General features: G+C 67.6%; 23 protein-coding genes and 2 tRNA genes. 10 read left to right on the top strand and 15 right to left on the bottom strand.

Annotated features, from left to right (window positions below):
* Positions 1-38 precede the first annotated feature (38 nt).
* The 4 genes from J2852_RS19780 to J2852_RS19765 all read right to left on the bottom strand — a co-directional run bounded on the left by J2852_RS19780 (position 39) and on the right by J2852_RS19765 (position 8,121).
* Complete coding sequence (locus tag J2852_RS19780) at positions 39-6,338, bottom strand: HAMP domain-containing protein (RefSeq protein ID WP_211112285.1); 6,300 nt, start codon at positions 6,336-6,338, stop codon at positions 39-41.
* 82 nt (positions 6,339-6,420) lie between these two features.
* Positions 6,421-6,828, bottom strand: coding sequence for a response regulator (locus J2852_RS19775; protein WP_209878715.1), 408 nt, complete (start codon positions 6,826-6,828; stop codon positions 6,421-6,423).
* 203 nt (positions 6,829-7,031) lie between these two features.
* Positions 7,032-7,403, bottom strand: a complete 372-nt coding sequence (locus tag J2852_RS19770) for a hypothetical protein (protein ID WP_209878713.1) — start codon at positions 7,401-7,403, stop codon at positions 7,032-7,034.
* Entirely contained in the window at positions 7,387-8,121 is a 735-nt protein-coding gene (locus J2852_RS19765; RefSeq protein WP_209878711.1) for a type 2 periplasmic-binding domain-containing protein, read from the bottom strand. The genes J2852_RS19770 and J2852_RS19765 overlap by 17 nt, the downstream gene beginning before the upstream one ends.
* Positions 8,122-8,356: 235 nt before the next feature.
* On the opposite strand from J2852_RS19765, the gene J2852_RS19760 reads away from it, so the two are divergent.
* Positions 8,357-8,725 carry a response regulator gene (locus J2852_RS19760; RefSeq protein WP_209878709.1) on the top strand — a complete coding sequence of 123 codons (369 nt, stop codon included), beginning with the start codon at positions 8,357-8,359 and terminating at the stop codon, positions 8,723-8,725.
* 42 nt (positions 8,726-8,767) lie between these two features.
* Positions 8,768-9,193: a hypothetical protein gene (locus J2852_RS19755; protein WP_209878707.1), complete on the top strand. Its 426-nt coding sequence runs from the start codon at positions 8,768-8,770 to the stop codon at positions 9,191-9,193.
* A 23-nt stretch (positions 9,194-9,216) separates the two neighbouring features.
* On the opposite strand, the gene J2852_RS19750 is transcribed toward J2852_RS19755, so the two are convergent.
* Positions 9,217-9,399, bottom strand: a complete 183-nt coding sequence (locus J2852_RS19750; protein WP_209878705.1) for a YqaE/Pmp3 family membrane protein — start codon at positions 9,397-9,399, stop codon at positions 9,217-9,219.
* Positions 9,400-9,438: 39 nt separating this feature from the next.
* On the bottom strand, positions 9,439-11,658 hold the full coding sequence (locus J2852_RS19745) for a helicase-related protein (protein WP_209878703.1): 2,220 nt from the start codon (positions 11,656-11,658) through the stop codon (positions 9,439-9,441).
* Positions 11,659-11,764: 106 nt separating this feature from the next.
* Here J2852_RS19745 and J2852_RS31620 point away from each other — a divergent pair, with 106 nt between their 5' ends.
* Positions 11,765-12,214, top strand: a complete 450-nt coding sequence (locus J2852_RS31620; RefSeq protein ID WP_246499861.1) for a hypothetical protein — start codon at positions 11,765-11,767, stop codon at positions 12,212-12,214.
* Between the two features lie 18 nt (positions 12,215-12,232).
* Here J2852_RS31620 and J2852_RS32100 read toward each other — a convergent pair whose 3' ends face one another.
* The gene (locus J2852_RS32100; protein WP_281418464.1) at positions 12,233-12,358 is read right to left on the bottom strand and encodes a hypothetical protein; all 126 of its coding nucleotides are present in this window, start codon (positions 12,356-12,358) and stop codon (positions 12,233-12,235) included.
* Positions 12,359-12,475: 117 nt separating this feature from the next.
* On the opposite strand from J2852_RS32100, the gene J2852_RS19735 reads away from it, so the two are divergent.
* Entirely contained in the window at positions 12,476-12,976 is a 501-nt protein-coding gene (locus J2852_RS19735) for a hypothetical protein (protein WP_209878701.1), read from the top strand.
* An 11-nt stretch (positions 12,977-12,987) separates the two neighbouring features.
* On the opposite strand, the gene J2852_RS19730 is transcribed toward J2852_RS19735, so the two are convergent.
* From J2852_RS19730 to J2852_RS19715, 4 genes are all read right to left on the bottom strand, one after another.
* Entirely contained in the window at positions 12,988-13,764 is a 777-nt protein-coding gene (locus tag J2852_RS19730) for a Crp/Fnr family transcriptional regulator (RefSeq protein ID WP_209878699.1), read from the bottom strand.
* Between the two features lie 138 nt (positions 13,765-13,902).
* The gene (locus tag J2852_RS19725; RefSeq protein ID WP_209878696.1) at positions 13,903-16,071 is read right to left on the bottom strand and encodes a methyl-accepting chemotaxis protein; all 2,169 of its coding nucleotides are present in this window, start codon (positions 16,069-16,071) and stop codon (positions 13,903-13,905) included.
* A 425-nt stretch (positions 16,072-16,496) separates the two neighbouring features.
* Entirely contained in the window at positions 16,497-16,829 is a 333-nt protein-coding gene (locus tag J2852_RS19720; RefSeq protein WP_209878695.1) for a Gas vesicle protein V, read from the bottom strand.
* 173 nt (positions 16,830-17,002) lie between these two features.
* Entirely contained in the window at positions 17,003-17,440 is a 438-nt protein-coding gene (locus tag J2852_RS19715; protein WP_209878693.1) for a hypothetical protein, read from the bottom strand.
* A 447-nt stretch (positions 17,441-17,887) separates the two neighbouring features.
* Between J2852_RS19715 and J2852_RS19710 the strand changes: the two genes are divergently transcribed.
* A complete protein-coding gene (locus J2852_RS19710; protein WP_209878691.1) occupies positions 17,888-18,103 on the top strand; it encodes a SlyX family protein in 216 nt (71 codons plus the stop codon).
* 21 nt (positions 18,104-18,124) lie between these two features.
* Here J2852_RS19710 and J2852_RS19705 read toward each other — a convergent pair whose 3' ends face one another.
* Both J2852_RS19705 and J2852_RS19700 read right to left on the bottom strand, forming a co-directional pair.
* A complete protein-coding gene (locus tag J2852_RS19705; RefSeq protein ID WP_209878689.1) occupies positions 18,125-18,385 on the bottom strand; it encodes a hypothetical protein in 261 nt (86 codons plus the stop codon).
* A 145-nt stretch (positions 18,386-18,530) separates the two neighbouring features.
* Positions 18,531-20,171: a sensor domain-containing diguanylate cyclase gene (locus tag J2852_RS19700; protein WP_209878687.1), complete on the bottom strand. Its 1,641-nt coding sequence runs from the start codon at positions 20,169-20,171 to the stop codon at positions 18,531-18,533.
* Positions 20,172-20,360: 189 nt separating this feature from the next.
* Between J2852_RS19700 and J2852_RS19695 the strand changes: the two genes are divergently transcribed.
* A complete protein-coding gene (locus J2852_RS19695) occupies positions 20,361-20,861 on the top strand; it encodes a hypothetical protein (protein ID WP_246499860.1) in 501 nt (166 codons plus the stop codon).
* 69 nt (positions 20,862-20,930) lie between these two features.
* Here the strand turns inward: J2852_RS19695 and ppc are convergent, their stop codons facing one another.
* Positions 20,931-23,702 (bottom strand): phosphoenolpyruvate carboxylase, encoded by a 2,772-nt coding sequence (gene ppc / locus J2852_RS19690; RefSeq protein WP_209878685.1) that lies wholly within the window; start codon positions 23,700-23,702, stop codon positions 20,931-20,933.
* 250 nt (positions 23,703-23,952) lie between these two features.
* Here ppc and J2852_RS19685 point away from each other — a divergent pair, with 250 nt between their 5' ends.
* Together J2852_RS19685 and J2852_RS19680 are read left to right on the top strand one after the other, a co-directional pair.
* A complete protein-coding gene (locus tag J2852_RS19685) occupies positions 23,953-24,954 on the top strand; it encodes an MBL fold metallo-hydrolase (RefSeq protein WP_209878683.1) in 1,002 nt (333 codons plus the stop codon).
* Between the two features lie 113 nt (positions 24,955-25,067).
* The gene (locus J2852_RS19680) at positions 25,068-25,274 is read left to right on the top strand and encodes a hypothetical protein (RefSeq protein ID WP_209878681.1); all 207 of its coding nucleotides are present in this window, start codon (positions 25,068-25,070) and stop codon (positions 25,272-25,274) included.
* A gap of 30 nt (positions 25,275-25,304) precedes the next feature.
* Here the strand turns inward: J2852_RS19680 and J2852_RS19675 are convergent, their stop codons facing one another.
* The gene (locus J2852_RS19675) at positions 25,305-25,880 is read right to left on the bottom strand and encodes a hypothetical protein (RefSeq protein WP_209878679.1); all 576 of its coding nucleotides are present in this window, start codon (positions 25,878-25,880) and stop codon (positions 25,305-25,307) included.
* A 200-nt stretch (positions 25,881-26,080) separates the two neighbouring features.
* Here J2852_RS19675 and J2852_RS19670 point away from each other — a divergent pair.
* Both J2852_RS19670 and J2852_RS19665 read left to right on the top strand, forming a co-directional pair.
* Positions 26,081-26,156 (top strand) — tRNA-Asn (locus tag J2852_RS19670).
* Between the two features lie 4 nt (positions 26,157-26,160).
* Positions 26,161-26,237, top strand: a tRNA-Asp gene (locus J2852_RS19665).
* Positions 26,238-26,247: the final 10 nt, after the last annotated feature.

Below are 26,247 nucleotides of genomic sequence, written 5' to 3'. Positions count from 1 at the left end.
GGGGCCTATTGTCGGTTGGCCGGGCATCGGTTGGCCGATCATCGGTTCAGCCACGCGCGCAGCGTGGCAAGCAGGCGGTCGACCTCGACCGGCTTGGCGATGTAGTCCGACGCCCCGGCCTCCAGGCATTTCTCGCGGTCGCCCTGCATGGCCTTGGCCGTCACGGCGATCAGGGGAAGATCCTGGAAGCCGTCGATGCCCCGGATCTCCTGCATGACCTCGTACCCATCCATCTCCGGCATCATGACATCCACCAGGGCGGCGTCGATGCCGGGCGTGCTCTTCAGCAGCTCGATCCCGTCCCGCCCGTTCTCGGCGAAGACCACGTTCATCCGGTACTGCTCCAGCACGCTGGTCATGGAGAAGATGTTGCGGATGTCGTCGTCGATGAGCAGGACGGTCCGGCCGGCCAGCGCGTTCTGGTCCTGGCGCATGGCTTCCAGCGTCTCCCGGTCCTCCGGCCGCAGGTTCGACAACGGCCGATGCAGCAGCCTGGCGGTCTCGTCCAACAGCTGTTCGGGCGTGCCGGCCTGCCGCAGCAGGACCGATTGCGCCAGCACGTCCAGCTTCTCCGCCTCCGCGTCCGGCAGCGGCTTCCGGCGGTAGACCACCACCGGCAGCGCCGGCTGGTTGTCCCGGATGCGTTCGATCAGCGGCAGCATCGACGAGCGCGGCAGGCCGGAGCCGAGCACGGCGCAGTCGAACACCTCGTTGGCGAGCAGCCGTTGCGCCTCCTTGGCGGAGCCGGCCTCGGTGATCTGCACGTCCTCGCCGCCGATCCGGGCGACCAGCTGTTCGCGCAGCTCGGCGTCGCCGACCACGACCAGCAGGCGCATCACGTCCCGCGCCACGATGCCGCGCAGCGCGGTGAAGGCCGCCGACAGCTTCTGCGGATCCACCGGCGTGGTGGTGACGCCGAAGGCGCCGACGTCGCGGCAGCGGTGCCGGCTTTCCTCCGGTGCTATGACATGGACCGGGATGTGGCGCAGGTCCAGGTCGTGCTTGATCTGCTCCAGCAGGGCCAGACCGTCGATGTCCGGCAGGTGCAGGTCGATGGTGATGGCGCTGGGGCGCACCTTGCGGATCAGCGGGATGGCGCCGTTCCCGGTGTGCGACAGGACGACCTTGAAGTCCTTCTCCCGCGCCAGCTCCATGATCGAGCGGGCCGCCGTGGCGTCCGGCTCGACCAGCAGCATCACCATGTCGCCGCCGGTCAGCGCCTCGCGGTCGTCATGGTGGTCGGTCTGGGTCAGCATGAACCGCTCGGCCGCCACGGTCGCCGGGTTGGCCGGACCGCAGATCGCCCGGTCGGCGCCCGCCTCGTAGCGGACCGGCAGGTATAGTGTGAAGGTGCTGCCCGCGCCCGGCGCGCTGGTCACACGGATTTCACCACCCAAACGCTGGGCGATCTCGCGGCTGATCGAGAGTCCCAGGCCCGTGCCGCCGTACTTGCGGCTGGTGGTGCCGTCGGCTTGCTGGAACGCCTCGAAGATGATCTTCTGCTTGTCCTCCGGCACGCCGATGCCGGTGTCGGTGACCGAGAAGGCCAGCACCTGCGGCGCGCTGCTGAGGGAAGCGTTGTTCGGGCTCCACCCCTCCGCCGCCGGGCCGATGCTCAGAGTGACGCTGCCGCTGTCGGTGAACTTGAAGGCGTTGGCCAGCAGGTTGTTGATGACCTGCTGCAGGCGCTTCTCGTCGGTGCGGATGACCTTCGGCAGTTCCTCGTGCATCTCGATGGCGAAGGACAGCTTCTTGTTCTGCGCCACCTGACGGAAGCTGCGCTCCAGATGCTCCACCATGTCGGGGACCTGAACGTCGCCAACCTCGATGGACACCGTGCCGGATTCGATCTTCGACAGGTCGAGGATGTCGTTGATCAGCGCCAGCAGATCGGAACCGGCCGCGTGGATGGTGCGCGAGAACTCGATCTGTTTGTCGTTCAGGTTGCCCTGCGGGTTGTCCGACAGCAGCTTCGACAGGATCAGAAGGCTGTTCAGCGGCGTGCGCAGCTCGTGGCTCATGTTGGCCAGGAACTCGCTCTTGTACTTGGAGGTCAGCGCCAGCTGTTCGGCCTTCTCCTCCAGCGCCCGCTTGGCCATCTCGACCTCGCGGTTTTTCGCCTCCACCTGCATCTTCTGGCGGGACAACAGCTCGGCCTTCTCCTCCAGTTCCTCGTTGGTGCGGCGGAGCTCGTCCTGCTGGTTCTTCAGCATCTCCTCCGACTGGCGGAGCGAGGTCGCCTGCTGCTCCAGCCGGTCGTTGGTCTTCTTCAGCTCCTCCTGCTGGCTCTGCAGCTCGGCGGTCAGCAGCTGCGACTGCTTCAGCAGGCCCTCGGTGCGCATGGTCGCGGCGATCGTGTTCAGCACGATGCCGATCGACTCCATGAGCTGGTCGAGGAAGCTGCGGTGCGTCTCGCTGAACAGGCTGAAGGCCGCCAGCTCGATGACCGCCTTCACCTCGCCCTCGAACAGTACCGGCAGCACGATGATGTTCAGCGGCGGCGCCTCGCCGAGGCCGGAGTTGATCTGGATGTAGTCGGGCGGGACGCTGGTCAGCAGGATCGGCTGCTTCTCGAACGCGCACTGGCCGACCAGTCCCTCGCGCAGCCGGAAGCTGTTGGAGAGGTGCTTGCGGGTCTTGTAGGCGTAGCTCGCCACGAGGTCGAAGGAGACCTCCTCGCCCTCCGGGTTGGCGATGTAGAAGACGCCGTGCTGGGCGTTCACCAGCGGCGCCAGTTCCGACAGGATCAGGTTGGAGACGGTGACCAGATCGCGTTCGCCCTGCAACATGCGGGTGAACTTGGCGAGGTTGGTCTTCAGCCAGTCCTGCTCCGCGTTCTTCAAGGTCGTGTCCTTGAGGTTGCGGATCATCTCGTTGATGTTGTCCTTCAGCGCCGCGACCTCGCCCGACGCCTCGACGGTGATGGAGCGGGTCAGGTCGCCCTTGGTCACGGCGGTCGCCACCTCGGCGATGGCGCGGACCTGGGTGGTCAGGTTGGCGGCGAGCTGGTTGACGTTGTCGGTCAGGTCGCGCCACACGCCGGTCGCCCCCGGCACCTTGGCCTGGCCGCCCAGCTTGCCCTCGATGCCGACCTCGCGGGCGACGTTGGTGACCTGATCGGCGAAGATGGCCAGCGTCTCGATCATGCCGTTGATCGTGTCGGCGAGTGCGGCGATCTCGCCCTTGGCGTCCACCGTCAGCTTGCGCTTCAGGTTGCCCTGCGCCACCGCCGTGACGACCTCCGCGATGCCGCGCACCTGATTGGTCAGGTTCGTCGCCATCATGTTGACATTGTCGGTCAGGTCCTTCCAGGTGCCGGCGACACCCTTCACGACCGCCTGACCGCCCAGCTTGCCCTCGGTGCCCACCTCGCGGGCCACGCGCGTGACCTCCGATGCGAAGCTGTTGAGCTGGTCCACCATCGTGTTGATGGTGTTCTTCAGCTCCAGAATCTCACCCTTCACATCGACGGTGATCTTCTTGGACAGGTCGCCGTTCGCCACCGCCGTCGTCACCTCGGCGATGTTGCGGACTTGGTTTGTCAGGTTGCCGGTCAGCAGGTTGACGTTGTCGGTCAAATCCTTCCAGGTACCGGCAACCCCCTTCACCACCGCCTGTCCGCCGAGCTTGCCTTCCGTGCCCACCTCGCGGGCCACGCGCGTCACCTCGGACGCGAAGCTGTTGAGCTGGTCCACCATCGTGTTGATAGTGTTCTTCAGCTCCAGGATCTCACCACGCACGTCCACGGTGATTTTCTTCGACAGGTCGCCGTTCGCCACGGCGGTCGTCACCTCGGCGATGTTGCGCACCTGGTTGGTCAGGTTCGCCGCCATGGCGTTCACGTTGTCGGTCAGATCCTTCCAAGTGCCGGCCACGCCCTCCACCTGCGCCTGTCCGCCCAGCTTGCCTTCGGTGCCAACTTCGCGCGCCACGCGGGTCACTTCCGACGCGAAGGAGCCCAGCTGATCCACCATGATGTTGATGGTGTTCTTCAGCTCCAGGATCTCGCCTTTCACGTCCACCGTGATCTTCTTGGACAGGTCGCCCTTCGCCACCGCCGTCGTCACCTCGGCGATGTTGCGCACCTGAGCGGTCAGGTTCGTCGCCATCAGGTTCACGTTGTCGGTCAGGTCCTTCCAGGTGCCGGCCACACCCTTCACCACCGCCTGACCGCCCAAGCGGCCTTCGGTGCCCACTTCACGCGCCACGCGCGTCACCTCGGAGGCAAAGGAACCGAGCTGATCGACCATCGTGTTGATGGTGTTCTTCAGCTCCAGAATCTCGCCCTTCACGTCTACGGTGATCTTCTTGGACAGATCCCCGTTCGCCACCGCCGTCGTCACTTCTGCGATGTTGCGGACCTGAGCGGTCAGGTTTGTCGCCATCGCGTTCACGTTGTCGGTCAGATCCTTCCAAGTACCGGCGACGCCCTCCACCTGCGCCTGTCCGCCGAGCTTTCCTTCGGTGCCCACTTCACGCGCCACGCGCGTCACCTCCGACGCGAAGGATCCCAGCTGATCCACCATGATGTTGATGGTGTTCTTCAGCTCCAGGATCTCGCCTTTCACGTCCACGGTGATCTTCTTGGACAGATCGCCCTTCGCCACCGCCGTCGTCACCTCGGCGATGTTGCGCACCTGGGCCGTCAGGTTGGTCGCCATCAGGTTCACGTTGTCGGTCAGATCCTTCCAGGTGCCCGCGACACCTTCCACGCGGGCCTGACCACCCAAACGGCCTTCCGTGCCGACCTCGCGCGCCACGCGCGTGACCTCGCTGGCGAAGCTGTTCAGCTGATCGACCATCGTGTTGATGGTGTTCTTCAGCTCCAAAATTTCACCCTTCACGTCGACGGTGATCTTCTTGGACAGGTCACCGTTCGCCACCGCCGTGGTCACTTCCGCGATGTTGCGCACCTGAGCCGTCAGGTTCGTCGCCATCGCGTTCACGCTGTCCGTCAGGTCTTTCCAGGTGCCGGCCACGCCCTTGACCTGCGCCTGCCCACCAAGCTTGCCCTCGGAACCCACCTCACGCGCCACGCGCGTGACTTCGCTGGCGAAGCTGTTGAGCTGATCGACCATCGTGTTGATGGTGTTCTTCAGCTCCAGAATCTCACCCTTCACATCGACGGTGATCTTCTTCGACAGATCGCCGTTCGCCACGGCCGTGGTCACCTCGGCGATGTTGCGGACCTGATTGGTCAGGTTCGCCGCCATGGCGTTCACGTTGTCCGTGAGATCCTTCCAGGTGCCGGCGACGCCCTCCACTTGGGCCTGGCCGCCGAGCTTTCCTTCCGTGCCCACCTCGCGCGCCACGCGCGTCACTTCGCTGGCGAAGCTGTTGAGCTGATCGACCATCGTGTTGATGGTGTTCTTCAGCTCCAGGATCTCACCCTTCACGTCGACGGTGATCTTCTTCGACAGATCGCCCTTCGCAACCGCCGTCGTCACTTCGGCGATGTTGCGGACCTGGGCGGTCAGGTTCGTCGCCATCAGGTTCACGTTGTCGGTCAGATCCTTCCAGGTGCCGGCGACACCCTTCACCACCGCCTGACCGCCCAGTCGCCCTTCGGTGCCCACTTCACGCGCCACGCGCGTCACCTCGGAGGCAAAGGAACCGAGCTGGTCCACCATGATGTTGATGGTGTTCTTCAGCTCCAGAATTTCGCCCTTCACGTCCACGGTGATCTTCTTCGACAGATCGCCGTTCGCCACGGCGGTCGTCACCTCGGCGATGTTGCGCACCTGGGCGGTCAGGTTCGCCGCCATGGCGTTCACGTTGTCGGTCAGGTCCTTCCAGGTGCCGGCCACGCCCTCCACGCGCGCCTGACCGCCGAGCTTTCCTTCCGTACCCACCTCGCGGGCCACGCGGGTCACTTCGCTGGCGAAGCTGTTCAGCTGCCCCACCATGGTGTTCACGATCTTACCGATGCGCAGGAATTCACCGCGCAGGGGGCGCCCGTCGATCTCCAGCACCATCGTCTGCGACAGGTCGCCCTTCGCGACCGCGCCGATCACGCGCGCCACCTCGTTGGTCGGCTGCACGAGGTCGCCGATCAGCGTGTTGATGGAATCGACGCACTTCTCCCATTTGCCCGTGGCGCTGGAGAGCTTGGCGCGCTGGCTGATCTTGCCTTCCTTGCCGACGACGGAGCTGAGACGCCCGAATTCCTCCGTCATCTGCTCGTTCAGTTCGACCACGTCGTTGAAGGCTTCCGCGATTTCCCCGTCGATGCCCGTGAAGTGCAGCGGCAGTCGAACCGAAAAGTCACCTTTCTTGAAACGGCGAAGAGCCGCCAGCAGGTCGCGGGCGGACAGTTCCAGGTCGGTGGTCTCAGGCATGTTCAGGCCCGCATCGTTCTTTTTCTTGTGTGAGGTCCGCCCGTGCAGGGCCGTTTTCGGTTCCAGTTTGACGTCGTCGCCATCAGCCATGACCGACCGCCTTTCCAAGCGCCACCCGCAGTTCGTCCAGGGAATAGGGCTTCATCACAAAGCCCACGGCTCCGGCATCCTTCGCCCGCGCCAGGGTGTCCGGGTTGCCGTCGCCCGACAGAATGATGGAGGGTATGCCCATACCCCGCAGCGTCCGCGCGGTGTCGATCCCGTCCATCGATCCCTTGATGCGCAGATCGACCAGCGCGAGGCTGGGGTGGTGAAGCGTGGCCGCCTCGATCGCCTTGGCCCCGGAATCCGCGACGGCGCACACCTCATGCTCCAAATCCTCGATCATGCAGGATAGGGAGAGAGCGACGAGTTGTTCGTCTTCCACGATCAGCACCCGGCACGGTGCGTGCGCCGGCTGGACGATGTTGCCAGAACCAGAAGCGGGCATCCCTAATTCCGTGAGTTTATCGGACGGAGAGCCCACAAACTTAATTCGTGCCGAAATGAACAACCTCACCGTAATGGTCGTATAAAGCCAAAAGTATAGGTTCTATGCCCTACGCAAGGTTCAGGCTGGTTCCGCGCACAGACGCGCCGGGGCATCGCCGGCAACGTTCCCGGCGCGTCAAATGACACAAACCAACAATGACGTTACTGGAGCCCCGCAGCCCGAGCGGCGAAAATGCGTTCGGCCAGCGCCAGGGACAAACGCGCTTCGCTTTCCGGCACACTCTCGTCGAGCGACCGCTCCGCACGCAAAGCGACCAGCCACAACGTGTTCCAATGCCGACGCGCCAGCTTCAGGAACTCGGGGCCACCATCCAGATCGATGGCGAACAGGGCTTCACGCACCGCCCGCGTGTTGCCGGCGAAGGTCGCTGGGTCGAGCCCGACCGCTCCGGCCACCATGTGGAACACGGCGTCATACGCGAATCGTGCCGTGGCGCACCAGCGCCCCTCGCCGCTGAGCGCGGTGGAGGATTCGCGAGCCAGCGCGAGGTAATGTTCAGGCAGCATGGGCATCGGCGGCGAACCTCAAAGCCAATCCGCCGCTCAGCCGCGGCGCCACACGCTCTACCCACCCGTGGAGGCTGTCGGCAAGATCGGCGAGACGGTCGGTCTCAACCAGCAGATCTCGGGGGACGGGAATCACCATCTCGTAGACGATCATGTCGCCCGCGATGCGCGGCTTCAATTCGATGAACTCCGGCGTTCCGATCACTTCGGCCAAGGCCGCCGTGTACAGTTCGCCGGCCGTGACCAGATTCAGCTCCGGCGTGCGGCGGCGGCCGATGGCCAGCGCGCGATGGCGCATCTGCCGGACGATGGTCAGCCATTCGTCCTGGAACTGCTCGGCCGCCTCGAACACCTCGCGCAGCAGGGACGAGACTCGCTGCGGCATGTTCAGCTTGCGCGCCAGCGCTTTGTATTCCCGGATGACATCGTTGCCCAGGCGCTTGATTTCCGCCTCATGCTCGGCGGCGACCTCGATCAGCTGCTCATGCACGGCGAAGCCGTCGGCGTTGGCGCGCTCGGCCAGATACATCAGCCGTTCCGCATCGTAGCGCACGTCGGCGATGGTGTGGTTGGCTGCCAGTTCGACCACGTTGCGGCAGGCACGGGCGTGTTCAAGGTCCAGGTTGTCGCGCCGCTCCAGCACGCTGTGAATCAGCGCGACATACTGTTGCGCGACCTTCAGCGGCTGTTCGGGTGTGAATGGGTCGAGTGCGAGATGGGCCATGGGCGGCATCCCTGCATGGCGGGCTTAGGACTGTCAATCTGACCATTGGCCTGCCAACAAACGCATCCCTAGCCATGCGGCATAGGCCGGAACCAACCCCTTGATCGGCGGCACTCACCGGCAGTCCGTTCCGCGTTTGATATAAATCCAAAAGCCAACTTCCACGGGCGCCCGCTTGCATTAGAAATCGCTGGCTTGATGGAACGCCGGACCTTAGCCCCCGAGTCTTAGCCCGATGCATGTGCTGGTAGCCGAAGACGACCCCATCATCCGCGAAGCCTTGGCCGGGATGTTCGCCCTGGAAGGCTATCGGGTCACGGCGGCCTGCGACGGCGGGGAGGCGCTGAGCGTCTTCGAGCAGGACCCCTGCGACGTGCTGGTCACCGACCTGCGCATGCCGGTTCTGGACGGGCACGCGCTGATCCGCAGCACCCGGCGGCAGCGGCCGGACATGCCGGTCGTCGTCGTCACCGGCAACCTGCCGAAAAACGCGGCGGAACTGCTGGACGGCGATGCACGGCGGAAGACCGCCATCCTGTTCAAGCCGGTGGCGTTCGAGGCGATCGTCAGCACCGTCAAGGCCTTCATGGCTCCGGCGACCTGAGAAGCCGCAGGAACGCCCGCTGCCCGGTGCTGTTGACCGGGCATGAGAATACCGACGCACATCCACGGGATGATCGACTATGCGGCGGGCGTGGCGCTGGCCGCCGCGCCGCGCGCGATGGGCTGGCACGGCACCACCCGGACGCTGATGGACGCGGCGGCCGTGGGAAGCGCCGCCTACGCGCTCGCCACCGACTATGAGTGGGGCGCCGCGCCCATGCTGACCATGGACCAGCACCTTGCCATCGACACAGCCCAGGGGATCGGCTTTCTCGCCGCGGCGGCCCTGCTGTCCAATGAGCCGAGAGACGCCCGCCTCGCCATGGCCGGTTATGGCCTGTTCGCCCTGACGGTGGTCGCCCTGTCCGAGCGCCGCCCCCGCAACCAACACGCCGACCTGCGGCGGCGCGAAATCGCCGCCGGGCAGGCTATGGCGGATTCGTCGCTGGAATCCGTCACCGCTCAGTAGCGGACGGCTCAGTAGCGGACGGCTCAGTAACGGACGGGAGTGCGGTCCTTGTACTTCACGATCACGTACAGGGCATGGATGATGCCGGGCACGTAGCCAAGCAGCGTCAGCAGCACGTTGATCCAGAACTGGGCGCCGAATCCCACTTGGAGGAAGACGCCCAACGGTGGCAGCAGCAGTGCCAGGATGATGCGAATGATGTCCATGCCGGGATAACGCGCCACCCGGCGTTGGGTTCCGCCGGGTCAGCGCCGTCCGGGACCGAAGCGCTTGCGCGGGGCTCCGCGAAAGCCGGCTTTCGGTGGAGGCTCCCGCCGGTTGCCGGCGGATTTGGCACCGCGCGTGGCGAGCAGTTCCGACAGGCGCCGGCTGACCTCCCCACGCCGGGTGCGGACGGCCTCGCGCTCCGGAAACAGGGTGGGGAACTTGCGGGCCGCCCAGTAGTAAAGATCGCAGGCCCGCGACAGACCCTCCAGCGCCGCCGCGTCCAGCCCGTCGAGCCGCGCCGGGACGAAGCGGCCGATGGGTTGGGCCTCGCCCCCCTCCACTGCCGCGATGATGGTGGCGAGGACGCGGGCTTCGGCCTCGTCGTCCAGGTCGGCGGGGGCGAGCAGCAGGTCAAGCTTGTCGGCCAGAGCCAAACGCCGTTCGTCCAGCATCACGGCCAGCCGGCGCAAGGTGGAGAGGTCGCCGACCCGGTAGGGCGATCCTGCCGTGCGCGCGTCGGCGAAGCAGCCCACCAGCAGGACCGTCTCTTCCGTCTCCAGATAGACGGCCAGCCGGGCCAGCATGCCGCGCGTCGGGCGCACGGCCAGCGGTGCCGTGGGCAGAAGCCGCGCGTCGGTCTGTTCCAGCAGGCGGCGAAGTGCCTGCGGCGTGCCGCGCCCGATGACGCCGAATTCCCCGGCCTCGAACTTGCCGAAGCGGCCGGCGCGGCCGGCGATCTGCTTCACCTCCGTCGCGGTCAGCGGGCGGACGGTGCTGCCGTCGAACTTCTCCAGCGCGGTGAACAGGACGCGGCGGCACGGCAGGTTCAGGCCCATGCCGATGGCGTCGGTGGCCACCACCACGTCCGCCTCGCCGGACAGGAAGCGCGCGGCCTCGCGGCGGCGCACCTCCGGGGCCAAGGCACCATAGACCACCGCGACGGACAGGCCGCGCGCCCGCAGCGTGTCGCGGACGCTGTGCACCTCCCGCCGGGAGAAGGCGATCAGCGCGTCGCCGGGCTCCACCTCCGGCCAGTCCAGGCGGCGGTCGATCATGGTCAGCGGCACCTTGCGCTCCAGCTCGATCACCTCCAGGGATTCCCCGAGGTGCGCCGCCGCGCGTTCCACGAGAGGGCGGGCCTCCGGCGCGCCGAGGATGTAGAGGGTTTCGGCCGGCGCTCCCATCAGGGCCGCCGTCCAGGCCCAACCTCGGTCGGGGTCGGCGAGCATCTGGATCTCGTCGATCACGGCGACCTCGACGGGGCGGTCGGGGTCCATCATCTCGATAGTCGAGGCGGTATGCCGCGCGCCGGGCTTGGGGATCGCCTCCTCCCCCGTCAGCAGGGAGGTCGGGGTACCTTCGGCGTTCAGGCGTTCCATCACCTCCAGGGCCAGCAGGCGCAGCGGGGCGAGATAGATGCCGTCGCGGGCGGCCTTCAGCGCCTCAATGGCTTGGTGCGTCTTGCCGGAGTTGGTCGGGCCGGTGACCAGCACCAGCTTGCGCCCCAGGCCGCGCGCCACCGGGAACAGCCGCTCGAACCGGGCGAAGTCGAAATGGCGGTCCACATAGGCGCGGCCACGCGCCTCGGCGCGTTCGCGGCGCCACACGTCGAACTCCCGGTCCCAGCGGGCCAGCAGCTCCTCGACCCCGTGGCGGTTGCGGGAGGCGCGGGAGAGGCGGTCGGCCAGCGCATCGAAGGCCCAGTCGTCGTTCGCATCGCCGGCGGCCTCGGCATAGGCGCGCAGACGGGCGGCGGTGCGGGACAGGGCGTCTTCCAGGGCCGAGGTCAAAGCCGGGTCGCCGTCGAGGCGGGCCGCCAGTTCGTCGTCGCTTAGACCGGACAGTTCCATGGCGTCCAGCACGCGGGAGACCTGGAGCCGGACGGGCGCGGGCATCCCGCGCCAGGGCAACTCGTCGCTGCGGGTGGCGCGCACGCGGACGCGGTCCTCGGCCGGGTGCAAGGTGGTTTGGCGTCCTTCCAGTGCCCGGCGTCCCTGGGCCAGCAGGTCGTTGCGCCGCTGGGCGCGGTCGATCAGCCCCTGGATTTCCAGGACGATGGCCTCCCGCCGCTCGGCGGGAACCAGCAGGTCGCGCTTTCCCTTCGGCAGGGGCAGGCCGAGCGGGACGAGGCCCAGCCGTTCGGCCTGCTCAACCCGCGACACGCCGACCGAGGCCGGTGTCGCCACCTCCGGATGGGCGCTGGCGAGGTCGTGCACGAGGTGCGGGTCGGCGAAGGGGCCGTCTTCGGGCAGGGTCATCATCGTCTCGCGCTTGGCACAAGATTTTCGAAAAAACAGACTGGCGGTTCATGCCCATCCGTGTCATGAGCCAAGCCCCCAAGGGCATGACGCCCGGCATAAAGCCATGACCAAGCCAAGCCGCGCAAAGATTCTGAGACCCGACCTCGATCCGGCCGACCGCAAGGCGCCGGTCGGCGACAACCGCTGCCGCTGCTGCGGCCGGCCGGGCGGCACGGTCGTGCGCTGCCTGCCGGACGGGCGGTGGTACGACGCCGCCGACCAGACCTGGCGCGACGGGCGCGGCCGGCGGGCGGCGTGGCCCGACGTGGTCGAATACGCCCAGACCAAGGACATCCGCATCATGGTCCGCCCGGTGCGCCCGTCCGGCAACCCGGAAGGCCGCGCCAAGAACCTGTGCCGGCGCTGCCACATGCTGGAAGAGGCGGTGCGCAACGCCGTCCGGTCCCGCATCCGGGCGCGGATGCGGCGGGCGCTGGGGGACCTGTTCCTGGGAGACTATCTGTCCCCCGGCATCCTCGACCGGGCGCTGGCGCTGTACCGCCGCAAGACCTGAGGGGTCAGAGCGGGCAAGTCAGAGCGGGTCTTGCGGCTCGCCCGGTATCGGCGGGGCTTCCGGCGGTTCGTCGCCGGGGGCGTCGGGCGGCATCGGGAAGGGCAGATCGGGATCCTGCGGGGTCGGCGGATAAGGGCTGGTCATGGTGGGTCTCCCAAAACGGTTCCACCCTAAACAATTTCATCCGCTGTCCGGCACCTGATCAAAGTCAACGCGACGGAGGGGCCATCCGGCGATGATGCGCGGGAAAGGACCCCCGCCATGCCCCGCAGCTTCATCATCACCCCGCTCGCCCCGGCCCAGACCGATCAGGCGCTTCCCGTCATCCAGGCCCTGCATCGAGACATGACGCTGGCCCAGTGGCGCGGCGTGGTGGAGCCATATCAGACGCTGGGCGACGACGGCGGCGTGATGGCCTGCGAGATGAGCGACGGCCACATCCGGGGCCTGTTCTGCTACCGGGTGCGGCAGGACGGCGCGGCGCGGGTTCTCACCGTGCCGACCTTCGTGGCGGTCGGGCTGTTCGACGCGGCGGCGACATCCGGGGCGCAGATCGAGGCCATCGACCGGCTGGCCCACAATCTCGGGTGCGGGACCGTCGAGGTCGATCTGGACGGCTGCGTCATGGCGGCGCTGGCGCCGAAGCTAGACGCCGCCGGGCTGTTCGGCAGGCTGGGCTACAGGGTCGAGGGACGGACCCTGGTCAAGGACATGGAGGCGGAGCCGGTGGGCGCCGCCTTCCCGGTGGTCGGGGCCGCTTAACCCTCATTTGCTCAGGCGCTGACCGTCGCGGAGGCTTCCAGGCCGTCCAGGTCGTCGAGGCGGATGCGGTCGTTGGACAGGCGGGTGATCTGGCCGGCGTCCTCCAGCTTGCGCAGGACGCGGGACAGCGTCTCCGGGCGCAGGCCCAGATAGGCGCCAATGTCCACCTTCGACATGGGCAGGAAGACGCTGGGCTTGCCGTCGACCAGACGCTTCGACCGGCGGCCGGACGCCAGCAGGAAGCTGGACACGCGCTCCGCCGCCGTCTTGCAGCCGAGCAGCAGGATCTGGTCCTGGGCCGCCGACAGTTCCACCGAGGTCATGGCGAGCAGACGGCCCTGGACGGCCGGGTTGCGCTCCATCAGGCGGGCCAGCGAGGCGCGCGACACGCGGCAGACCGTGGAGGCGGTCACCGTCTCGGCGGTGTAGGCGTAGCTTTCCCCCACCGCGAGGCCGATCACGTCGCCGACCGTGGCGAAACCGGTGATCTGCTGACGGCCGTCCGGCAGGGTCTTGTAGAGCTTCAGCATGCCGGACACGACGGTGAAGACCGCCTCGGCCTTCTCGCCCTCGTTGACCACGAGGTTCGCCGACAGCAGGTCACCGGGGCGGGACGCGGCGGCCAGTTCCGGAAGCTGTTCGGGAGTCAGGGCGGCGCAAAGCCCCTTCGCCCGCGCCGAGCAGGTGGAGCAGCGGCTTTTCTCGGCAGCGATTTTCTCGATGACGGGCGCCTCGGGCATGGGAACCGGGGCGACGGTCGGAGCGGTGGTGGCGACGGAGAACGGCATGTCTCTAACCTCTGTCAGGCTTCGCTCGTGTGCCTGACGGAAGCTTAAGCCGTACGGCACCAAGGTCCTAGTTCTGAGGCTAAGGTATGAATCGCCGTCCGCCGCCGCCGTGATTTAGATCAAGCCGACGAAAGATTCTTAAGCCGCCTCCGCCTTCCGGATGGCGCCGAGGAAGCGGTCGATCTCCCCGCGCAGGGCGTCGGCCTGCCGGGCGAGGCCCTGGGCCGAGGTCAGCACCTCCGACGCCGCCGTGCCGGTCTTGCCGGCCGCCGCGCTGACGCCAACGATGGTGTCGGTGACCGTCCGCGCGCCCTCGGCGGAGCGCTGCACGGTCTCGGCGATCTCCGCCGTGGCGGCGCCCTGCTGCTCCACCGCTGCCGAGATGACGGCGGAGATGCCGTCCACCTCGCGGATGATCGAGGCGATGCGGCCGACCGCCGTCACGGCCGTGTCGCTGGCCGTCTGGATGTCGCCGATCAGGCTGGACACCTCCCCGGTCGCCTTGGCGGTCTGGCTGGCGAGGCTCTTCACCTCGTTGGCGACGACCGCGAAGCCCTTCCCGGCCGCGCCGGCCCGCGCCGCCTCGATGGTCGCGTTCAGCGCCAGCAGGTTGGTCTGGCTGGCGATGTTCTCGATCAGGCCGACCACGGCGCTGATCTTGGCCGCCGCGTGAACCAGGGCCTCGACCACCGTGTTGGTGCGCTGCGCCTCGTCCACGGCGGACTGGGTGATGCGCACGGAGTCGGCCACCCGCGCGGCGATCTCTTGGATCGAGGCGGTCAATTCCTCCGTCGCCGCTGCGACCGCGTTCACCCCGTCCGAGGTCTGGTCGGCCGAGGCCGCGACGGTGGCCGCCTGCCCGCTGGTCTGGTCGGCGATGGCGCGCATGGACTGGGCGGTCGCCTCCAACTCCACGGCGGCGTCGGCGACCGTGCGGACCACGCCGCTGACCTCCGCGTCGAAGCGGGCGGTCAGGGCCTCCACGGTGCGGGTCTTCTCCTCCTGCCGGGCGCGCCGCTCGTCCTCCTCGGCGCGCAGCCGGTCGGTCTGGATCAGCGCGTCCTTAAACACCTGCACGGCGGCGGCCATGGCGCCGATCTCGTCGCGGCGGTCGCGGGCGGGGATCTCAACCGCCCGGTCGCCGCCGGCCAGCCGGCGCATGGCCTCCGTCATCGCCCACAGGGGCCGGGTAATGCCGCGCGCGAACATCAGGCCGCCGGCCGACAGCGCGGCGAGCAGCAGCAAGCCGCCGAGGGCCATGCGGTTGCGCAGTTCGACCACCGGGGCCAGCACTTCGCCCAGTTCGGCCTCCGCCATCACCGCCCAGCGGATGCCCAGCACGTCGATCGAGCGATACGCTGAGATCACATCAGCATTGCGGTGGTTGCGGGTCTCGCGAGCGCCGCTGCGCCCGGCCAGAGCCTCGGCGACGGCATCGCTGTCCGCCTTGGTGGACAGAACCGTCGGGGTACCGGACAGTCGGGAGTTGCTGCGCAGCCGCCCGTCCGACCCGACCAGATAGGTCTCGCCGGTGTCGCCCAGCCCGTGCGCCGACTGCATGATGCCGTTCAGCTTCGCATCCGACATGGCGATGGCGAGCACGCCCAGGAACTGTTCCTCACCCGACGGTGTGGCCAGGGTGATCGGGCTGGCGAGGATGGCCGTCGGACGCCCGCCAGCGGGGCTGTAGGCGGCCAGATCGCTCATCACCACGCGCCCACCCTTGGGGGCCGCGCGGACCTTGGCAAAGACCTCGGCGAGCGCGGTGTCCTTCCATTGGCCGTTGGCGAGGTCGGTCGCGAAATCCTCGCGCTTCGCCACGCTGTAGAGCACCACCCCGTCCGGGTTCATCAGGATGACGTCATCGTAGTCCCGCCCGGCCGCCAGTTCGCGCAGCCAGGGATGAATCTTCAGGTGGGTGATGTCGTAGAGGCTGGTGCCGCCCTGGTCGAGCTTGGCCCTCTGGTCAGCCGGATTGTTGTTTTCCTCGATGTACTTGCGCCGGATTACCGCATCGGGAGCGCCGTTCGCGGCCTCCAGACGGTAGCCGTTGACGAAGCCGAGCAGGCCTTCGCGCAGCATGCGGTTGTTGGCCGTCACCTGAACGTCGTTCTGCACGCCGTCCAGATAGTCGGACAGCGAGGCCTGACGCGCGCTCGCCAGCGCCACCAGCTTGTCCCGCGCGCCGGCCTTCAGGCTTTCCGCTGCCGAAACGTAACCGAGAACCCCCGCCGCGAGAATGGAGATGAACGAGGCGGACACAATCATTGCGGGCAGCTTGTGCCGCAAATCCATCGCGAACTTCATGGTGTCTCCTCCCTACCGCGTTATTTTTCCGTAACGAAGCAAGGAGCGTGCCGCTGGCATGCCACGCATCGGCATTCAGAGCCATGCGCGGCTCGCATGCCGAGCCGTTTGGGCGATTGTGCATCGTTGTGCAGTTTTGGCAGGGCGCCGGATCTGCACAACGGCGAAAATGGCCGGATATAGGTTTTAAGCCAGCGTGTTATAGGCCATCGTTCGTAGACGGCCATTGTGCACGCCTGCACAACGGGCTGTGCGCGAATGGATGCGGCAGGCGCATAGCTTGCAACATCGCGCACCATAAACTCCATCAATGTCGCAGGGGGATGGAATCCGGTCGTTGACGGGCGCAAGAGTAGCTCAACCGACAATACAAAACAAGAACGGCCCGGAATGCCGGGCCGCTGCTTGCTGGGCGGTGTTGCGCGTCAATAATCGCGGCCGGGGCGACCACGAGGCGGAAAACGGCTGGAGGTCGCGCGATAGCCGCCGGCGGTCGTCGCGGCATCGCCACCGTCGCCGTCGGTCGCGGACTGGCGGGCCTGACGGTCCAGCATGCGGGCGCCTTCCGCGCGGGAAATCGACGCTTCGAGGTCACGGATGCGCGATTGCAGCGAGGTGACCACGGCGGCACCGGCCTGACGAGCCTTGAACTGTTCCAGGTCCTGCTTCAGCCGGACCAGCTGGCTTTTCTGTTCGGCGAGGCTGGGACCGTCCTTGCGCCTCGGCACGCGGTAGACTTTTTCGTCGTATCGGTTCACGGCGTTTCTCCTGTCTGCATCCATGCAGATTGGGTCCGCGCGTCGAAGCACCATCGCCCCTAAGGGATACGACCCTGACTTTTTCACCGATCGTTTGTTCGGGGGCCGTTCGTTCGGGCGCCGTTCGTTCGGGCGCCGTTCGTTCGGGCGCCGTTCGTTCGGGGACCGCTCGTTCAGGGACCGTCGCGTTCTTCCGCCGCGCGGGCCGCCGCCAGCGCGTCGCGGTAGCGGCGCAGGCGGGCGTATTGCGGCCACGCCATGCCGATGAGCGGGTCGCACCAGTGGACAAGCACCAGCAGGCCGAGCCCGCCGAAGCCGCCAATCAGGGCGCCGTACAGCAGCCCCCCAAGCGCGCCCAGAATCCAGGGATCGGAATAGCGGGCGCCACTGAACGCCTCTGTCGCGGCCATGCCCAGCGTGGCGAGCAAAGCCAGCACCGCGCCGGTCCGGCCGGGGGAGTACCAGATGCGCAGGTCGGCGGGCGTCAGCCCGTAATCTTCGGGGATCGGCCGGGCGGCGTCCTCCGACACGGCCCCACCGCCCTCGATCACGCGCCATTGCCTGCCGCCGCAGCCGCCGCCACAGCAATTGTCGTCGTTCAGCCGTTCCATCGCGCGATATTGCGCGGATGGAGCGGCTTCGGCAATCACCGATCAGCGATGGCCGGTCAGGTGGGCGGGTGAAGGCCGCCGCTTCGCCCGGCGCCGTAGATGGGCGCGCGTCCCGCGTCGGCCGGGACGAGTTCGCATTCGTCCGCCGCAGCATATTTGACAATAGTTCCGTCGATCAGACGAAGATCATAGGAGGGAGTGCCACAGACGGTGCGCGCGATGACCATCGCGTCGCGTCCCCGATGCCTAACCCTCGACCCAAGCCGCAACATGGTTCCCTCTTCATTTTGTTGCTGTTGTTTATCGAACGATACTCCCGGCGGCGTTGGGCAGCGGTGCAACAAAAGGAAGACGCGAATGGGTCGGCAGGAGCTTTGATCTGCCGGGCGAGATGTTTTAAAGCTGCGCCCATCGGGGCCGCTTCGGAGCCCCACAGCAGGACCCGCCATGGACGACTCCATCGAACGCCGCATGACCGAATTGGAATCCCGGCTGGCCCACCATGAACGGATGGCCGAGGAACTGTCCTCTGTGATGTTCGAGCAGGGACAAATCATCGACCGGCTGACCGCGCAAGTCCGCCGCCTGCGCGAGCGCGTCGCCGAGTTGGAAGCCGGCCCGCAGCGCGCGCCGCAGGACGAGGCTCCGCCCCCGCATTATTGAAACCGCCCCCAAAATGACCCTTCAGCGCGTCCGCCAGCCGGCCTTAGGACCGCCCCAGGAGATCTGCGGAATGCACAGAGGCTGGCGCGCGCAGTCGGCCTTGGCGCAGCCGCAGGCGGGGAACAGGCAGCGGTCGCCGTTCACATCGGTCGCCTGGACGGCCAGCTCGTAGCGCGTGCCGCGCATCAGCCGGGCGCCGATGGCGCTGTGGCGTTCGTAATGTTCGATGACCGCAAGCGACCGGAGCATCCGGGCGCGCTGTTCCTTGGCATCGACGCTCATCCCTTCCTCCCGCCGTCATCGGCTCTTCCGATGAAATTGGGCGGGACGGAGGGAGCCTCCCACAGGGGCAAGCGCCTTAACTCCGCCGTCCCCCGGAGGGATGCCGGACGCGGTTCTCCGGAAGGCCGGTGATAGAACCCTGCCGTCAGGCGTCGGCGGGAAGTTCGGCGGTCCAGCGGATGGCGCGGTTGCGGCCCTCGCGCTTGGCGCGATAGAGCGCCTGATCGGCGAATTTCAACACCTTCGGAACGTCGGCCGCGTCGTCCGGCCACATAGCGATGCCGATGGAGCAGCCGACGGACACCGCCTCCCCCTTCACGATCACCGGCTCGTTGATGGCGGCGATGATGCGCTCGGCCAGTTCGGCAGCGTCGGGACGGGGCGTGCCCTCGCGGCCCGGCAGCACCGCCGCGAACTCGTCGCCGCCCAGCCGCGCCACCACGTCGTCGCCCCGGAAGCAGGCGGCGAGGCGCCCACCGACCTGCCGCAGCACGGCGTCGCCGACATCGTGGCCCAGCCGGTCGTTGACCGGCTTGAAGCCGTCCAGGTCGATGTAGAGGAAGGTGGCCGAGCCTTTGCCGGAGGTCGAAGCCTCCACATACTGTTCGAAATAGCGGCGGTTGGGCAGCGCGGTCAGGCGGTCCTGGTAGGCGATGTCCTCCAGCCGCAGCAGGGCGGCGTCGCGGTGGACCAGCCCGTCGATCAGGTCGTGCAGCGTGGCCGACAGGGTGGTGATCTCGCGGGACCCGCCGAACACCGGCATCGCGGTGCTCTGGTCGCCGGCGCGGATGCGGTCGGCTGCCTCGGCGATCTGGCGGAGCGGCCGCGTGATGCGTCCAGCCGCCAGCCAGGCGAGAGCGCCGAACAGCACGACCATGGCGCCGCCGGCCAGCGCGGTTTCCACCGTCTGCGCCGTCGCCGGGGCGTAGGCGATGTCGAGCGGCTGGCGGGCGATGACGCTCCACCCCAGCCCATTGTAGGTCCGGTATCCGTCGCCGAAGGCGTAGCCGGTCAGGTAGCGCCGGCCGTCCGGCCAGTTTTCCACCGTCCAGCCCTGGCCCTTCGCCTGGGCACGCTCCACCGCGTCGATGTCCAGGCGGCTTCCGGCCATGCCCCTGGGGCCGAGCAGGATGGTGCGGTCGGCGGCCACGACGAACAGTTCCAGTTCGGCGCGGTCCTTCATCGGTTCCAGCATCGACTGGCGGACTTCGTTGACCCAGGCCCAGCTGAGATGGGTCGCCAACACGGCGATGACGTCGCCCCACTGGTCGCGCACGGGCACCGAGATGTCGACGAACTTCATCGCCTCGCCGGTCGGGTTCGGCAGCAGCTTGGCGAGCAGCACGGCGTCGTGCACGTCGCCGACGAACAGGCCGTCCAACCCGTTGCGGTAGACCGGGCGGGCGGAGATGTCGACACCGTCGAGGATGCCTTCGGTCGCCGCCAGCACCTTTCCCTTCGGATCGACGATGCCCATCCAGGACATGGTCGGGAAGGTCGCCTGGAAGTCGTCCAGCAGGCGGCGCATGGCCGGCGGATCGTTCAGGATGGGGGCGACGCCGAGCTTGGCAAGCATGCCGACCTCGCTGGAGCGCGCCCACATGGAATTGTCCAGCTTGTCAGCCATCTGGCTGGCGACCTCGGACAGGGAACGGCCGATTTCGTTCTCGATCCGCTCGCGCGAGCGCAGGCCGGTCAACAGCGCGAGCACGATCGAGACGCCGAGCACCAGCGCCGCGCTGGTCAGCGCCACCGTCGTCCTCAGCCCCCGCTCCCTGCCGGCCATCACCCTTCCTCCCGATGCGGACACCCGCCCCCGTCCCTTCGGACAGAGATGGCGAGCGTGGAAGGATCGTCCGGAATGTTTAAAATTCGTCTAAATTCCCTGCCTCGCAACGGAAACGTAACAGGAACTTTCATTCGCGCCAAACGATTCCATGTATAGTGGATCGGACGACAGCCGTGGGAGGATCCAGTGGCGACGCTCAAGGAGTTCGAAGAGGCGCTGAAGGCGGCGGGCAACGTGGCGGCCCTGGAGATTCTGGACAAGCTGCGGGAACGTGACCGGGCGAATCGGACGATCCGGCCGGCGCGGCGTCTGGTCGGGCGCAAGATGACGCCGGAACTGGCGGCGGAAATCCAATACCTTCACCGCACCACGTCCATGACCCAGCAGGAGATCGCCTTTCACCTCGGCGTCAACCAGGGGCGGGTGAACGAGGTCATCAAGCGCGGCAAATGGCTGGACGGCGACCCGAACGCGCCGGAGGCCATCGCCCGCGACAAGGCCAAGGAACGGGCCAAGGATGGCGTCGGAATCGCCCCGCGCAAGCCGGCGGTGAAGAAGACATCCCGGCCGAAGCTCGTCACGCCGGCGAACGAGGCGGCGGAGAAAAAGCCTTCGGAGAAGAAGCCGCCCGAGAAAAAGGCGAAAGCGGCGGGGCCTCAGGCACAGCTGCCCTTCGAAGGATTCTGACCGTTCGCTGTCGGAGGGCCGCGAGCCCTTCCCCCGCGTGGGGAGAAGGGCTTTCGCGAAACCCTGGCGTCAGCCGCTGTTGCGCAGGCCGGCGGCGACGCCGTTGATGGACATCAGGATGCCGCGCCGCACGCGCTCGTCGTCGGCGCCGGCGCGGTGACGGCGCAGCAGCTCGATCTGCACATGGTTCAGCGGGTCCATGTACGGGAAGCGGTTGCGGATCGAGCGCGCGAGCAGCGGGTTGTCGTCCAGCAGATCGTCCCGCTCGATGATCGCCAGCAGGTGACGGCGGGTCAGCAGCATCTCGTCCCGGATGCGGCCGAAGATGCGCTGGCGCAGCTCGACGTCGTCCACCAGCTCCGCGTAGCGGGACGCGATGGCGAGATCGCTTTTGGCGAGCACCATGCCCATGTTGGACAGCAGCGTGCGGAAGAACGGCCAGGCCCGGTGCATGCGGCGCAGCAGTTCCAGCCCGTCCGGCGTCTCCTTCAGCCACGCGTCGATGGCGCTGCCGAAGCCGTACCAGCCCGGCAGCATCAGGCGGCACTGCGCCCAGGAGAAGACCCAGGGAATGGCGCGCAGATCCTCGATGCGGTCCGACTTGGTGCGCGAGGCCGGGCGGCTGCCGATGTTCAGCGTGGCGATTTCCGAGATTGGCGTGGCGGCGCGGAAGTACTGGGTGAAGCCCGGCGTCTCGTAGACCAGCCCGCGATAGGCCTCGAAGGCCAGCTGGGACAGGCGCTCCATGGCGGCGTAGAAGGCTTCCGCCGGCTCCACGTCGTTTTCCAGGTCGAGCAGGGTCGCTTCCAGCGTGGCGGCGGCCAGAACCTCCAGGTTGCGGCGGCCGACCTCCGGGTTGCCGTACTTGGAGGCGATGACCTCGCCCTGCTCGGTGATGCGGATCTGGCCGGACACGGCGCCCACGGGCTGGGCCAGGATGGCCTGATAGCTGGGACCGCCGCCACGGCCGACCGAACCGCCGCGACCGTGGAACAGGCGCATGCGCACGCCGTGCCGGTCGAACAGCTTGGCCAGCTCGATCTCCGCCTTGTACAGCTCCCAGCCGGAGGTCAGGAAACCGCCGTCCTTGTTGCTGTCCGAGTAGCCGAGCATCACCTCCTGCTCGTCGCCGCGCGCGCTCACCAGGGCGCGATAGGCCGGCAGGGTGAACAGCCGCTCCATCGTCGTCGGGGCCTGGCGCAGGTCGCCGATGGTCTCGAACAGCGGGATGATGTTCATCGAGATTTGGGGGGAGATTTGGGGACCGCCCGCGCCGGGCCGCAGGAGGCCGGCTTCCTTCAGCAGAAGGGCGACCTCCAGCAGGTCGGACGCGCCATCGGTCTTGGAGATGATGCAGTTCGGCAGGGCGGCGTCGCCGTAGGTCTCCTTGATCTCGCGGGCGGAGAAGAGGATCGCCAGCTCGCCCGTCGTCTCCTCCGAATAGGTCTGGTAGGGGGAGTAGAGCGGACGGGCGTCGGTGATCTCCTCGGCCAGCAGGGCGATGCGCTCCTCCTCCGACAGGGCCTTGTAGTCTGCGCAGCGGCCGGCGACGGCCAGCAGCTCGGCCACCGTGCGCTCGTGCACGTCGGAATTCTGGCGCAGGTCAATGGGCGCCAGATGGAAGCCGAAGACCTGCACCGCCTTGATCAGCCGGCGCAGCCGCCCGGCCGCCAGCTTCGCCCCGCCGAGCGAGGTGAGGGAGGTGGACAGCACCTCAAGGTCGGCCAGCAGTTCGGCGCTGGAGGCGTAGGGCTCGGCCTCGCCGACCGCGTTGCGCAGCGCCTCGTGATGGTCGAGCGTGCGGATGGTGGCGGCCAGACGGGCGTAGATGCCGGTCAGCGCACGCCGGTACGGCTCGTCCTCGCGGTGGGGCGAGGTGTCGGGGGAGCGGTCCGCCAGCGCGGCGAGGTCGGGGGAAATGCCGACCAGCAGCTTGGACAGCGGCAGCTCGCCGCCGAGGTCGTGCACCTCCGACAGGTAATGGTCCAGCGCGGCGGCCGATTGCAGGCGGATGGCCTCGCGCAGGATCGGCGCGGTGACGAAGGGGTTGCCGTCGCGGTCGCCGCCGATCCAGGAACCGACGCGCAGGAAGGGCGGCAGGCTCCAGTCCTTGCCCGGATAGCGGCGCTCCAGCAGATCCTGGAACTGGCAATAGAGCTTGGGCAGTTCGGAGAAGAAGGTGTCGTTGTAGTAGGAGACGCCGTTCTTCACCTCGTCCACCACGGCGAGGCGCTGCGGGCGCAGCATGCGGGTGCGCCACAGGGTGAGGATGGCGGCCTGGAGGGCGGCGTCGTTCTCCTCCGCCTCCTCCGGGGTCAGGCGCGTGCGGTCGCGGGTGTCGAGCAGGCTGGCGACCTTGCGCTCCAGCGACAGGATGCTCTTGCGCTGCACTTCGGTCGGGTGGGCGGTCAGGACCGGGCTGACCAGGGCGACGCGCAGGAAGGCGGCGAGCTTGTCCGGGCCGATCCCGGCGGCGTCCAGCCGGTCGAGCGCGTGGGGCAGCGTGCCGTCGCGCGCGGGCGAGCCGGCGATGGCGTGCTCGCGGTTGCGGCGGATGTGGTGCTGGTCCTCCGCGATGTTCGCCAGATGCAGGAAGTAGGAGAAGGCGCGCACGACGGCGGTCACCTTTTCGCGCGGCAGGTTGTTGAGCATCGCCGCCATCTCGCGCCCGGCCGACGCGTCGTCGTCGCGGTTGAAGCGGACCGAGGCCTGACGCACACGCTCCACGACGGCGAAGACCTCCTCGCCCTCCTGCTCGCGGACGGTGTCGCCCAGCAGGCGGCCTAGCAGGCGGATGTCCTCTCGCAGGGAGAGGTCCTTGTCGGGGGTCTCGATGGCCATGGGTCCGGTCTCGCAGCGCGGTGGCAAATGTACGCGCCGCAACATAGCGCAAGGCAGGCCCCGACCTGAAGCACAGATCGTACCTGATATATAAGATGAGCGACTTTTATCCGGTTCGCGGTTGAGGCTTAACCGGTTTCCGGTTGACGACCCGACACCCGCCGCGAACCGGGATGGACCACAGGACATGGTGCGACAGGATGCGGGCCACCCCCTGGGCAAGGCTGGTTCGCGCCCCCAACTACCTGCCATGCCGCGCGACGACTCCCACCCCCGATTGCCCGCCGTACCGTCCGATCACTGGGACGGGAAGCGTTTTTTCAACCCGCACGCCGACACGGACAAAAGCCGCCGCGACCTGTGGCGGCTCTACACCGAGCACAAATGGCCGCGCTGGGCACCACGGCCACCGGAACAGCCGCGCCCGTCGCCCCCTATCACACCAGCGGCGGGCGAGGTTGCGCTGACCTTCATCGGTCACGTCACCTTCCTGCTGCGGATCGGCGGCGCGACGTTCCTGACCGACCCGGTCTTTTCCGACCGTGCCGGGCCGTTCGGGCGGTTGGGGCCGAAGCGGACGCGGGCGCCGGCCGTGCCGCTGGACGACCTGCCGCCGGTGGATGCCGTCCTGCTGAGCCACAACCACTACGACCACATGGACATGCCGAGCCTGAAGCGGCTGGCCCAGCGGCGCGGCGTGCCGCAGGCGATCAGCGGGCTGGGCAACGGTCCGATGCTGCGCCGTGCCGGCTTCGACGCAGTCAACGAGTTGGACTGGTGGGACGGCATCGACGGCCCGGACGGCACGCGCATCACCTTCGTGCCCGCCCAGCACTGGTCGGCGCGCGGCCCCTTCGACCGGCGCAAGACGCTGTGGGGCGGCTTCGTCGTCGAGGCGCCGGGCATCACCGTCTATTTCGCCGGGGACAGCGGCTACTGCCCGCATTTCCGGGAGATCCGCGAGCGGTTCGGCACCATCGACGTGGCCCTGCTGCCCATCGGGGCCTACGAGCCGCGCTGGTTCATGGCGCCCCAGCACATGAACCCGGATGAGGCCGTGCGGGCGCATCGGGACCTGGAGGCGCGGCAGAGCGTCGCGATGCATTTCGGCACCTTCCAACTGACGCCGGAGGCCATCGACGCACCGGCCGAGGCGCTATATCTGGCGCTGGCCGAACAAGACCTTGAATCTAACCGCTTCGTCGTACCCGCCTTCGGAGAAACCTTGCTCTTCCCATCCCGCTATATCTAGAGGCGACCCGCGTCCAGCCGCCGATATATTGCCTAAGCCGCATTGCCGGGACTCACACAAAGGCTTACCCAGGACACAGAGGTCACCCCAACCTACGGCGGAGCCCGGCGAGAATGCAGTTGGAAATCAATGCCTTCGTCAGTTCGCTCGGTGGCGAATCGGACTACGACCCCGGCGCGCTCGACCGCATACGCGACACGGTCCGTTCGCTGGCCGAGAATCTGGCCGCGCTGAATCTCGGCATCATTCTGGAGGTGCGCGACGTGCAGCGGTCGCATCTGCTGGACCGCATCATCCACACCGACGCCCTGACGCGCTGAACCACGCGCTGAACCACGCGCCGAACCGGGTTATTTCCGCATCGGCCAAGCGCGCCGGGCCAGCCGGGCGTCGAGGTCGTCGGCCTCCAGCGTCGGTTCACCCTGGCTGCGCAGGACGAAGCTGAAGGTGTCCATGACCCGGTCCAGCACGATTTCGTGGTCGTCGGGCCGGCGGCTGACCGACACGACCGCGTAGCCCGCCGCACGCGCCACCGCCGGTTCCCCGCGCAGGCCGCGCACGCCCCAGCCGGCCAGCGCCGCCTTGCAGCGGAACAACTCGACCGACAGGCCCGTCTCCCCGGCCCGCGCCACCACATATCCGGCGGCGACCGCCAGCGGGGCTAGAAGGCCGTCCCAGTCCAGGCAGTCTTCCCGGGACACCCACATCCCGCCGACCGAGCAGGGGGCTGCGCCGATGGCCTCGCCCAGCCCGGCGCGGAAGGCGCGCAGGGTCTCCACCGCGTCCTGCGCCGGCATCGGCTCGACCCGCCGGCCCTCGGGCATCAGCAACAGGCGCCCGGCCCACTCGGTGGAGGGCGGAAGCTGTTCGGTCAGGCGAGCCATCAGGGCTTCGCGCGCGGCGGCGAAGGGAACGACCTTGGACATGTGGGATGCGTCGGTTGCGGTGTGGGGAGATATGGAAAGTCCTGGCCGCGCAAGGAAGCGAAACGCGCCAGCACTGTCAACCACGGCGCGTGCGGGCGGAGGTTTTGTCACGGCGCCGGGAGCGCCGCGAAAAAAGTGGCGGGCCGATGCATTATTCCCCTTGCCAGGATCCGGGAACGGGCTTATAAGCCGGCCTCCGTTCCGGATTAGCTCAGTCGGTAGAGCAGCGGACTGTTAATCCGCGTGTCGCTGGTTCGAGTCCAGCATCCGGAGCCATTGCGCGGGTGTAGCTCAGTTGGTTAGAGCGCCGGCCTGTCACGCCGGAGGCCGCGGGTTCAAGTCCCGTCACTCGCGCCATCTTCCTTCT

Origin of the sequence: Azospirillum soli (assembly GCF_017876165.1) — a bacterium.
Taxonomy (GTDB): Bacteria; Pseudomonadota; Alphaproteobacteria; order Azospirillales; family Azospirillaceae; genus Azospirillum; species Azospirillum soli.
The sequence above is the reverse complement of the archived record's forward strand: the minus strand, read 5'-3'. Positions and strand labels throughout refer to the sequence as shown.